The organism is Chloroflexus sp. MS-G (assembly GCF_000735195.1).
Taxonomy (GTDB): domain Bacteria; phylum Chloroflexota; class Chloroflexia; order Chloroflexales; family Chloroflexaceae; genus Chloroflexus.
In genome coordinates, this window is sequence record NZ_JPIM01000043.1 from 26,453 (window position 1) to 37,471 (window position 11,019).

The window sequence follows — 11,019 nt, forward strand, 5'->3', positions numbered from 1 at the left end:
AATTTATGCTCAGGCCCAGTCAGGCATCTATTACTGTAAACATCATTGCAACACTATGCAGCAAAAGCGGTATACTACAACCGATGAACACCAGCACAAAGATATGCAAATGGTATGAACAGTCACGAATCATTGCCGCAAAGCACCTTCCTGCACAACAGCTCAGCGTCAGAAGCTATACGAACGTTTGCAGAATGTATCGCTGAAATTGTTATTATTCTCGCACCTGATTATACTGTTCAATTCATCAACAGCGCAGTTAATACCTTACTTGGCTACGAATCAGCAACCATCCTCAACCGCTCCTTTTATCAACTCATTCATCCAGATGAATACGTAATTGTCCGGCAATACCTGGATCAACTAGCAGTTGGCCAGTGTGGCGCGCAACCGTTGCGGGTGCGCCTGCGCCACGATGATGGAAGCTGGCGTATCTTTGAACTACACATCTGTCATCACCAACACCAGGCGCCGATTACCGGTATTGTACTGAGTGGGTACGACATCACCGCATTAATTGCTGCCGATCATGCGCTGCGGAATAATGAGATCCGTTATCGCCAACTCCTCGAACTGATGCCAATGCTGATCGTGATCAGCAGTTATTCCGAGGGATTGATCCGTTACTGCAATCCAGCCGGTGCCCGCATTTTCGGTGTCTCTGATCCGGCAGAGGTGTTGAATTGTCCACTCACCGAATTCCTTTCGGCGGAAGAGCACACCCTTATGTGGCGTCGGCGGCAAGAGCTGCAAAATGGCGAGACTCTCAAACCCGCTCGTTACCACATTTATGCACGTGATCAGGTGGTACGAGTGGTGGAAGTGCAGGGTATCATTATCGAAAATTCTGGAGAGCTACAGGTGCTCAGCTTCGGGTTCGATGTCAGTGATCGCATCGAGGCCGAACGTCAGCTTAACCTGCGGGCAAAGGTACTGGCCCAGATCAACGAAGCGGTGATTGTGACCGACCGCAGTGGCGCGATTATCTACCTGAATGAAATGGCCGCCAATCTCTATGGAGTACGACCGGAAGAGGTGATCGATCAACCCCTCTCACGTCTCTTTACTGCCGAGCCATTACCCTACCAGTCATACGAACATCCTTCCTGGAATACTACTCTGCATCGAGGTTGGCGTGGCGAATTACTGCATCGTTTGCCCAACGGGCGCACGATGATTGTTGATGTCAGTATCGATCCACTGTATGACGATGAACTAGCGAGCGGCGGCGCATTAATCGTTGTGCGCGATATTACCAGCCGTAAGCAAGCTGAAGAACGATTGCGCCTTCTTGAGTCGGTGATTGTCAATACCAACGATGCTGTTCTCATCCTTGATGCCGAGCCACTCCAGGCGCCAGGGCCTTTTATCCGTTATGCCAACGCTGCCTGTACCCATCTGACCGGCTACGCAACCCAAGAGCTGATTGGCCGCAGCCTGCGAATTTTGCATGGCCCGGCGACCGATCCAACTACGCTGACGATGCTCTGGCAGGCAATGGAACGGCAACAAACGATCCGCCTTGAAATACTCTACTACAGCCGTGCCGGCGAACCGATCTGGGTCGATATGAGCCTGTCACCGGTTACAAATGAGCGCCATCAGACAACCCACTTCATCGCCCTGCACCGTGATATTAGTGCGCAAAAGTTAGCCTCTTTCCTTGAGCATGATCGTTCAGAGATTCTGGCACTCTTGCTTCAGCACAGTCCGGTGAACACGGTTCTGACGAAGCTAGTTGAATTGATCGAACGACAACGCCCGCATTGGCTGGTATGGACGGGAATCGATGGGCATACGTCGGTGTTCAGTAAGCGATTAAGTGAGGCGGCTGAACAGATTGAATTACGCATTCGCCAATTACTTGCCCATGCCCACCATTCGCGACCAATACCGATTGATTTGCGTACTCACTGGACCGATTTGTGCCATTACGGTGTGACTGGCTGCTGGCTCTGGCCCCTTGCCGGTACAAAAGGCGCACTGGCTATCTTCCATACCTAAACTGAATGGATGTCCGAACGTGATCAGGTCCTTTTACGAGTTGTCACTGACCTGCTAAGCTTGATTGCCGATCATAACCGGCTGAACACCCAACTGCGTTATCAAGAAAGGTACGACACACTGACCGGCTTACCTAATCGCCACCTGTTGCAGGAACGAATTGATCTGGCCCTGCATGATGCGCGTGAACATCGGCGTACAGTCGCACTCCTCTTTATCGATCTCGATGGCTTCAAGCAAATCAATGACTCGTTGGGTCATCCAACAGGTGATCGATTCCTGAAGCATGTCAGTCAGGTCTTTGCGACGTGTGTGCGTCCTCAAGATACGCTGGGCCGTATGGGCGGCGACGAGTTTCTGCTGCTAATGCCCGATCTGCCGGATGCACGCCTGGCCGATATGGCTGCTTACCGCCTCCTTGAGGCTCTGCAAACGCCATATCTCCAGGAAGGACAGGAACTACGGCTGACTGCCAGTATCGGCATTAGTCTTTTCCCACGCGATGGGGTTGATAGCATGACACTGCTCAAGAATGCCGAAAGCGCTATGCATCGGGCAAAGGAAACAAAGCGGAACGGTTTTCTGCATTATCGTCCCGAACATAGCCGCCGTGCTCATAACCGACTCGCGTTAGAAGTACAGTTGCGACGTGCTATCGAACGTCACGAACTCAAGGTCTACTATCAGCCTCAATACGACCTGGTCAGTGAACGGATCGTCAGTGTCGAGGCTTTGGTGCGCTGGCATCATCCCCAACGCGGCCCTATCTCGCCTGGTGAATTTATCCCTATTGCCGAGCAAAGTGATCTGATCGTAGACATCGGGTCATGGGTGCTGCGCGAAGCTTGCCGTCAGACAATGGAATGGCATCAGGCTGGCTACCCCCTGTTGCGTATGAGTGTTAACATTTCTGCTCGTCAATTGTTACGACCCGAGTTCATCGCTGAAGTAGCAGCGATCATCCACACGACTGGCTTACCGGCAAACTGCCTTGAGCTGGAGATTACCGAAGGGGTGATGCTTGATGACCCAATGTATGCTGCGCACCAGATCGATCAACTACACCAGATAGGTGTGCGGGTGGTGCTCGATGATTTCGGTACCGGTTATTCATCGCTTGCGTATTTGCGTCAGTTACCACTCGATGCACTTAAGATTGATCAGGCCTTTGTACGGGCTATCGATGAGCAGAACCAGATGGTAACGAACAGCCGAGCTTTACTGCGAGCAATTATCAATCTGGCCCATAGCCTTGGTCTGGCTGTTATCGCCGAAGGTGTAGAAACACCTGAACAACGCATCGCGCTGGCCAGTATGGGATGTGACATTCTACAGGGTTACTTGTTCGCTCCGCCATTACCGGCAGCGGAGGTCTGGCCGACTATTTTACGTCTGCAAGGGGATGATACGTAGGGGCGATTTGCGCCCCTACACCGTAGTATGCTCATGCGGCATACACGCCAATTGCTAGCACTTGACATACCTGCCTGAAAGACACCGTCGCAACCGGAGAACTTACTCACCGAAGCTCCTCTTCACCCTCTACCGGTACCGGAATCTGCGTCAACATCTGTTGGAGAATACCGATGGTTGTCTGGCCGCGCAAACGTGCCTCAGCCGTTAGAATGAGACGATGGTTGAGCGCTGGTATCACCATGGCCTTTACGTCATCGGGAAGCACAAAGCTGCGACCGGCCATTGCTGCGCGCGCCTGAGCCAAATAGGCAAGCGCTAGTGAACCACGCGGACTCGAGCCCAACTCGATGTCAGGGCGCTCACGAGTAGCGCGTGTGATCGTCACCAGATACCGACGTACTGGCGGACTGATAGATACCCCACGAACGGCTGCCTGTAGAGCGCGTACTTCACCTGCATCCACAACTGGTGATGGCAGTGATCCTGTTGCCGCTGTGAGTGATCGCTGCACGATCTCTTCTTCTTCATCAGCATTTGGATAACCCATCGCAACTTTGATCAAAAAGCGGTCAAGCTGTGCTTCGGGTAACGGGAAAGTACCTTCTAGCTCAATCGGATTTTGGGTCGCGATGACCATAAAGGGACGTGGGAGGGGACGTGTTTCACCATCAATCGAGACTGTGCGCTCTTGCATAGCTTCGAGGAGGGCGCTTTGCGTGCGTGGCGTTGCCCGATTGATTTCATCGGTGAGCACGATCTGGGCAAAGATAGGACCGGGACGAAACTGAAACTCACCGATCTTTTGATTAAAGAACGAAAGGCCGGTCACATCAGACGGTAACAGATCAGGGGTAAACTGAATGCGCTGAAACGTACAACCCAGAGCACCGGCCAGGGCACGAGCAAGTGTTGTCTTACCCGTACCGGGCACATCTTCGAGAAGCACGTGACCTTCACACAATAAAGCAGCAAGCAACAGATCAATGATCGCTTCTTTACCAACAATAATTCGACCAATCTGCTCACGAATGGCTGTCGTGATGCGATGTATTTCGGCGATAGCAGTTGCAGAAACTGTTGACACGATAAACACCCTACTCCCGAGAAAACAGAATGGTGACAAACAATGGCATTATAACAAACCCTGCAATGTCCGTTCCTGCTACCGGCTAACGGTTCAGCGGCATTGTAACGTAGTATCCATCAGTGCCACCAGGTCGAGTAGCGAACGGCGGATTCCCGGTCGTAATCAATGCCCGCGAATTCACCGAGTTGGGGTTCAAATTAACGACAACCGCCAGCCGATCTGAGGTAACGGCTGCGGCAACCGCCGGCGAACTTCCAGCCGTTGCCCCCGGTGCCGCCAGCGCAGTCCACAACAGGCGCTGTGAGAAATCAGATTTGACAACCAGCACAAACGGTTCACCACTTTCATAACCCCCCAGCGTTTGCGCAAATAACTGCATCCCACTACGGCCTTGCAAGCAACATGCGGTATCACCCACAATGAGCAGCGTTCCATCTGCTGCAACCGCCAGCCCACGAATTGAGATGGAATTTCCTTTACCATCGCTCAAGCGGGTTAGCAACCACTGCCCCCGTAGCAGCGTGCCGGTTGCAGGATCAAAACGTCCATACCAGGCCAGCGATTTAGCGCCGCTGAGATTAAACGGATTGTTGTAGGAGTCAAATTTGATCAATTCACTCGCGCTCAATACGCGATGAATGTCAGCCGGGTCGTGCGTAAAGATAGAATTCCCGCCATCGGTAAATCCGGCCATGTAGAGCATTCCATCAGCCCCCATTACCAGACGCCGACCTTCGCTATCAGCGGTAAGACCGGCCCCTTTAACAACACTCGCACTAAAGCCGTAGCGTTGCCATGCCAGCTCACCATCGTTCAGCCGATACGCACGAAGGAAGGCAACTTTCAAATCAGAAGCGGCCTGCGTATAGCCGGTAGCAAACACCAATCCACTGGTAGCGTCAATGGCAATATCGTGTACTGCCGTACCAAGTACGTTGATTGAACGCGGTATCCCACCGTTGGCCGGATACACCAGCAACATCCGGTCGGCAGCCATGAGCGCCGCTACCCGGCCATCGTGGGCAATAGCACAACGGACTACATTCCCTGGCGTTGCCGTCCACTGGATTGTCGTCAAATCCGGAGCAACCACACTCAATCCATCTGGACCACATACAACCACGCTACCATCACTGGCTAACGCCGCATGACTCAGCGTAGATGCGACACGAACAATCCGACTGATCGTTCGGCCATCAGCAGCAATCTGCACCAGTGCACCCGATCCACCGTTCGGTAAAACAGTCTCTGGTACACCGGCCAGTACCGGCACATTTCCGGCAATGATTACATTGCCGGTAGAGGTTATACCAACGGCAACAAGTGCATCGTTCTGCTCACTCCCAAGATAACCGGCAACGGTCGGTGGCGGACTTTGCACGATGGGAATCCAGAGTGTCACCGGCCCTGACTGCTGCGCTTGAGCGACAGACACCAACATGATGACGAGTAAAAAGAGATTTGTCATGCGGAAAATCATAGGGATGCAGTCCTGATTATGCTTTGTACATCAGTACTAACCGGCCTATCTTGTTGTCACCGAATAAGCGGTACATAGCTATCACACCCATCAACATATCAAACTGTGTCTGGCAAAACCAGCCTTACTTTGGTATGATGATAGTACTAGTGATGACACCCTCGACTGCTGTCATCGCCGCTGTCAACCGTAATCGTTACGGTCTGGCAAGGACAAAGCGACATAAGGAGAGACAGTATGACACAGACAACCGAATTCGCAACGCGCATTGATATTCCGGCCGAGCATCGGCGCACGCTGATTGCGATGCTGAATCAGCAATTGGCCGATACGTTCGATCTGATGAGTCAGGCCAAGCAGGCCCATTGGAACGTTAAAGGGCCACAGTTTTTAGAGCTACACGAGTTATTTGATGAACTTGCCGGTCGGCTGGCTGGCTTTGTTGACCTGCTAGCCGAGCGTGTTACGGCGCTAGGCGGCACTGCTCTTGGTACAGCCCGTATGGCCGCCGCTGCCTCCCGCCTGCCGGAATATCCGACTGATATTACCGACGGTATGAGCCACGTCACCGCGCTTGCCGACCGCTTTGCGGCGTATGCCCAAACTACCCGTCAGGGGATCGATCTCGCTACCAGCCTGAACGATCAGGCAACGGCTGATTTGATGACCGAGATTGCCCGTGCTGTCGATAAGGATTTGTGGTTCCTTGAAGCGCACTTACAGGGATAACACGGTGTACCGTTGTGTGATTCGTGCCGCGGCGCTCATTGGCGTCGTGGCACTTCTGTGTACAGCGTGTGCCGCCCCAACACCAACACCAACACCTGTCTCCCCTATCGTTGCTGCCACTCCAGTACCGACACCAACGCCATCACCTACTCCCCCGCCACCCCCAACAGCCACACCAGTCGCTCGTCGATTAACCATCTTGGTTGCAGAACCAGATGATGCACAACCAGCAATTGCTGCCGAGCTACAACAGGCAGCTCAGATCGCCACACTTGATATAACTATCGTTCCACGCAATCCTGATGGTTTGTTGTTAAGCCTGGCAACCGATCAGATGCTCGGTCTACCACCACCAGACTTGATCTGGGCCAATCAAGAAGCATTAGTGGGCTTGCTTGCCGATAACGCACTAGCACCACTCAACGTTGATCTACCACTTGATGTCCTGCCCGGTCTGCAAGCGATTGCGCAAACGGACACAACATTGTGGGGGGCGCCAATCACGGCCCAAGACATGCTCTTATTACTTTACCAGCCCGACCGTATACCACCGGCAACAACAACCGAACTCGTAACGCTCACCCAGGCCGCCCGCACACCAGAGCGAGCCGGCTTCGTACAGGGTTGGGGAGCAGCACGCTGGCTGGCGCCGTGGTTGTATGCTGCTGGCGGCGCCTTTACGACCCCTGATGGTACACAACCAACCCTTGACACACCGGCTATGACTGCGACGCTAACCCTGTTGCGTGATCTCTACCGGGCAGCACCCCGTAACGGTGATAGCTATGCACGTGGTCAGCGATTGCTGGCGCAGGGATTGGCTGCCTACGCTATTGACGGTGACTGGGCATGGTCAACCTATCAGACCATAAGTGATACGTTCCAGATTGGGATTGCGCCACTCCCTACCTTCGCCGGTGCGCCGGCACGTCCGCTGATTGGCGGTAGTCTGCTGATGCGCCACCGTGATGGCAAAGCCACAACCGACGACATCACAGCACTCCTTGCTGTGCTTTATCAACCTGAAGTTCAATTACGGCTGAGCGCGGCCCTAGGACGTCTGCCAGCGCTTGGAAGCCTGCTATCCGATCCGAGTATTCAATCCAACCCACGTCGGGCTGTAGCCGCTGCGCACGCGGCTACGGCGCCAGGTCTACCGCCAACACCGGCTGCCCGCTGCGCAGTATTCGGTATCGAATCGTATCTGTACAGTGCAACAACCGGAGACCTACCGCTCAACGATATACCGGCAAAGATGCAGCAAGCAGCACTGGCATGTCTACGTCAGTATATGCAACCTTAACTCGATTGTCTGCGTCATATCGAAAGACGTACAATGTTGAATGCAGAAAGGGAAAGCTATGCATTGCCCGCATTGTCAGACTGAATTACCCGATGATGCCCGCTTCTGCATCGAATGCGGTATGGCGGTGCGCGTGACAACTGGCGAAACCGTCCAACTACCGTCATCACCGGACACAACGATTGCTTGCACAGCTTGTCATAGCATCAATCCGTCTCATGCTCGCTTTTGCGTCTTCTGTGGTGCTGCGATACACCATGGTACCGCACGACCAGCAGTGAGCCTGCCGCGCAGCACTTCATTACCACAGCCACAACAGACACGTGATAGTGGGTTTGAGGTTGGCATCACCCTTCTTCTCATCGGTGCAGCTTTCTTGATTCCGATGATCTTCAGGCTGCCACCAACGATCTGGCCCAACATCTTGATGATGCTTGGTATTGCCCAACTATTGATTCACCTGCGCCGAGGTACTATTTTTCCCAGTATCCGCAATGCCATCTGGTTGTTCGGGTTAGGTGTTCTCTTTTTAATACCGAAGCTTTTACTACCGGGGTTGTTCTTGCTCGTTGGCCTTACCTTGCTGATCGAGAGCTGGAATTGGAGACGAAAAGCACCATTTTGAATTAGCTAAACCTACCTATTGTTCTCTTCATTTCCAGTAAGCAACGACATCAAACTCAAGGAGGTGCTTATTCGAGTTTCGTTTCCGAATAGGGCGGCATTCGATTCGAGAAAATCCGAGTTCTGACAACATCCCAACATACAATTGTTCCGTTGAAACTAATGTCCCATAAAATGTTGAGTTGCCGACGATGTAGTGTATTTCTGCGCCAGACGCTAATAGCTTTGGCAACTCACAAAAATGTTTCCACATATCCTCAAAATACCTGGCGACATATCTGGCAAGTAACGCTCCACTTTTTTGCCGTGAACTTGCAATTGTTTGTAAGACACTCTCAAGATAGGAACTTTTGAAGTGCTGTTCTGGCCGTTCCCAGTCAGCAAGCCGACTCGTAGCGATCCCCCAAGTCCCTCCAATCGCTGTCCAATCCAGTTCACCTGCCTCCCGCCCATTGCTCAGAAACCCCAGCCAGTACATATATGGACGTAATTCACGAATGTATGACATCCGATTGGCATAGGGAGGGGACGTGATCACCAGATCGAATGGCCCAGCGACACATTCTGCAAGGTGACGTGCATCAGCCAGAGAGACAACGGCTTCACCGGTCGGATTATCGGCAGCACTGCTAAGAACGAACTGAACGTGATTGGCAAACACATCTCCTGAGTTGAAAAGCAAAAGGCGTCTGGCATTTTGTTCTCTCCGGAATGACAACGATTGATGGTGGAAAGCGGCATTCGACTCCTCCATTAATGTGCGACAGAAGGCCACTAATAAGAGGTGACGTACTGAAGTATTTGGTTGGGTCACATGCTCAATAGCCGAACGGAGATAACAGAGAAATTCACAAGTCTCTGGACTCCACCAGCGCTCGATATGAAACAGTGGAGGCGCCGGTATTGGTTCAACAGCACGACGTTCCACAAGGTGTAACACCTCATGGCAGGCTGCACGTGTCTCCTCGATCTGTTTCATCGAGTACCGGGCACTTTTGACTTGCGCCAGCCATACCAGGAATGGATTGATGTCTGTAGTCACACAGACATGGCCATGATACGCTGCGGAGAGTGCTGTTGTTCCTGTTCCACAGAATGGGTCTAAAATCCGTTGGAAACCGGAGCAGCCTGTAATAATCTCTTCAACAAGTCTGAGAGAGTAAGCTGGGGTCAATCTGATCCATCCATGTCTCCCACTGTTAGCGTTCAATTTTTGCGTATACTCGGCTCGTTGCTGAAGGTGTTCTCTTCTTGCACGTATACTCATACACTACCTTGTTATGTCAACAAAACTCTTAAAATATCTTCTACTGCCTTACGGAGAGTCGGGCTATTTCGCTCGAAGAAACTCGCAAGGTCATAGCCAATCACGTCTCGCATAAAATCGTAAACTGAAATAAGTGGATCATTTGCACCAACAACACCTGTGAGCAGCATCCATTTCTCACGTCTATATCGATCCGAAATATCTGTATCAATTTGTGTTGAAAGAATAGCAGCACATGGCAAGTAAGCTTGTGTATATGCTGTTGCTGCATTCGCAATATCAGCATTTTGGCGCTTTGCGTCCTTACTCTTATAACCCTGTCGAACCTCAAAGACCGTTCCTTTTAACGTAGCAGCGACTCCTGGATCTACACCGATTTTCTTGGTTGATTCTTGCATCCATGCAAAATTTTCTCTCGTTTCCCCTTATCAGCAATTCGATCAAGAGGAATACGACCATCGAGGTACAGGGTTCGTTTCTTCCCCGATACCAAGAGGACATCATAAGACCATATCACATCTTCGTCTGAGAGGTCTAAAGTGTCTTTCAGTATTGTTCTAAAAAGTCGTTCGCATCCGATTCCGATCTGTCGATAGAGACTCGTCATTCCACCTGCGGCTCTATGCGCGGTATACATCATTGGATTATCCAGTCCAAACCAGCTATACAACGAGTCAGCTTTGTAAAGGTTTTGAAACTGTTGTAATGTTAAGCCTCCGCTCGGAGCGCCCTGACCAAACCGAGGCTTATATTCCGCACAGGTTTTAATCGGGTCAAGGAGGATTTTGAGGTATAGTTCATCCCCACCTTTCAAGTAATATTTCCTTTCTGGACATATCAACACACTTCCAGTGTTTCAAATCAGTAGAGCGACCATCATGGTCGCTCTGCATTGTTCGCATGGTGCCGGAGACGGGACTCGAACCCGTAAGGGGTTTCCCCCAGCGGTTTTTAAGACCGCAGCGTTTGCCTTTTCGCCACTCCGGCTTTCTGAAAAGACATTCCTGGCCTCTTATTATACCACTATTCAGGAGCAACGTTGCAACGACGGACGTTGCGCGCAGGGTTTTTCAACCCCTCACCCCTGGCCCCTCTCCCGCGCTGCGGAA

The 11,019-nt window shown here is 51.9% G+C and carries 9 protein-coding genes and 1 tRNA gene; 5 read left to right on the top strand and 5 right to left on the bottom strand.

Annotated features, from left to right (window positions below; genetic code table 11):
* The first annotated feature begins 114 nt into the window (after positions 1 to 114).
* Complete coding sequence (locus JE47_RS22140) at positions 115 to 2,004, top strand: PAS domain-containing protein (protein WP_031459566.1); 1,890 nt, start codon at positions 115 to 117, stop codon at positions 2,002 to 2,004.
* A 9-nt stretch (positions 2,005 to 2,013) separates the two neighbouring features.
* Positions 2,014 to 3,417, top strand: a complete 1,404-nt coding sequence (locus JE47_RS22145) for a putative bifunctional diguanylate cyclase/phosphodiesterase (protein WP_236631190.1) — start codon at positions 2,014 to 2,016, stop codon at positions 3,415 to 3,417.
* A 106-nt stretch (positions 3,418 to 3,523) separates the two neighbouring features.
* Here JE47_RS22145 and JE47_RS0109710 read toward each other — a convergent pair whose 3' ends face one another.
* Positions 3,524 to 4,504, bottom strand: a complete 981-nt coding sequence (locus JE47_RS0109710; RefSeq protein WP_051871121.1) for an AAA family ATPase — start codon at positions 4,502 to 4,504, stop codon at positions 3,524 to 3,526.
* An 85-nt stretch (positions 4,505 to 4,589) separates the two neighbouring features.
* Positions 4,590 to 5,975: a hypothetical protein gene (locus JE47_RS0109715; protein ID WP_152556037.1), complete on the bottom strand. Its 1,386-nt coding sequence runs from the start codon at positions 5,973 to 5,975 to the stop codon at positions 4,590 to 4,592.
* A gap of 249 nt (positions 5,976 to 6,224) precedes the next feature.
* On the opposite strand from JE47_RS0109715, the gene dps reads away from it, so the two are divergent.
* From dps to JE47_RS0109730, 3 genes are read left to right on the top strand one after another with little or no spacing between them, the layout of a single operon-like run.
* A complete protein-coding gene (dps, locus tag JE47_RS0109720; protein WP_031459570.1) occupies positions 6,225 to 6,716 on the top strand; it encodes a DNA starvation/stationary phase protection protein Dps in 492 nt (163 codons plus the stop codon).
* Positions 6,717 to 6,732: 16 nt separating this feature from the next.
* On the top strand, positions 6,733 to 8,019 hold the full coding sequence (locus tag JE47_RS0109725; RefSeq protein ID WP_236631191.1) for a sugar ABC transporter substrate-binding protein: 1,287 nt from the start codon (positions 6,733 to 6,735) through the stop codon (positions 8,017 to 8,019).
* 58 nt (positions 8,020 to 8,077) lie between these two features.
* Positions 8,078 to 8,644, top strand: a complete 567-nt coding sequence (locus JE47_RS0109730; RefSeq protein ID WP_031459572.1) for a zinc ribbon domain-containing protein — start codon at positions 8,078 to 8,080, stop codon at positions 8,642 to 8,644.
* A 27-nt stretch (positions 8,645 to 8,671) separates the two neighbouring features.
* Here JE47_RS0109730 and JE47_RS0109735 read toward each other — a convergent pair whose 3' ends face one another.
* The 3 genes from JE47_RS0109735 to JE47_RS0109745 all read right to left on the bottom strand — a co-directional run bounded on the left by JE47_RS0109735 (position 8,672) and on the right by JE47_RS0109745 (position 10,897).
* Positions 8,672 to 9,910, bottom strand: a complete 1,239-nt coding sequence (locus JE47_RS0109735; protein WP_031459573.1) for a class I SAM-dependent methyltransferase — start codon at positions 9,908 to 9,910, stop codon at positions 8,672 to 8,674.
* 11 nt (positions 9,911 to 9,921) lie between these two features.
* Positions 9,922 to 10,308 carry a hypothetical protein gene (locus tag JE47_RS22005; protein WP_201771213.1) on the bottom strand — a complete coding sequence of 129 codons (387 nt, stop codon included), beginning with the start codon at positions 10,306 to 10,308 and terminating at the stop codon, positions 9,922 to 9,924.
* Between the two features lie 503 nt (positions 10,309 to 10,811).
* Positions 10,812 to 10,897 (bottom strand) — tRNA-Leu (locus JE47_RS0109745).
* Between the last annotated feature and the right edge of the window lie 122 nt (positions 10,898 to 11,019).

Coding starts and splice junctions, on each gene's coding strand:
- JE47_RS22005 (WP_201771213.1), bottom strand. CDS start 10,308: ATGCAAGAATCAACCAAGAAAATCGGTGTAGATCCAGGAGTCGCTGCT.
- JE47_RS22140 (WP_031459566.1), top strand. CDS start 115: ATGAACAGTCACGAATCATTGCCGCAAAGCACCTTCCTGCACAACAGC.
- JE47_RS0109735 (WP_031459573.1), bottom strand. CDS start 9,910: ATGAGTATACGTGCAAGAAGAGAACACCTTCAGCAACGAGCCGAGTAT.
- JE47_RS0109730 (WP_031459572.1), top strand. CDS start 8,078: ATGCATTGCCCGCATTGTCAGACTGAATTACCCGATGATGCCCGCTTC.
- JE47_RS0109715 (WP_152556037.1), bottom strand. CDS start 5,975: ATGACAAATCTCTTTTTACTCGTCATCATGTTGGTGTCTGTCGCTCAA.
- JE47_RS22145 (WP_236631190.1), top strand. CDS start 2,014: ATGTCCGAACGTGATCAGGTCCTTTTACGAGTTGTCACTGACCTGCTA.
- dps (WP_031459570.1), top strand. CDS start 6,225: ATGACACAGACAACCGAATTCGCAACGCGCATTGATATTCCGGCCGAG.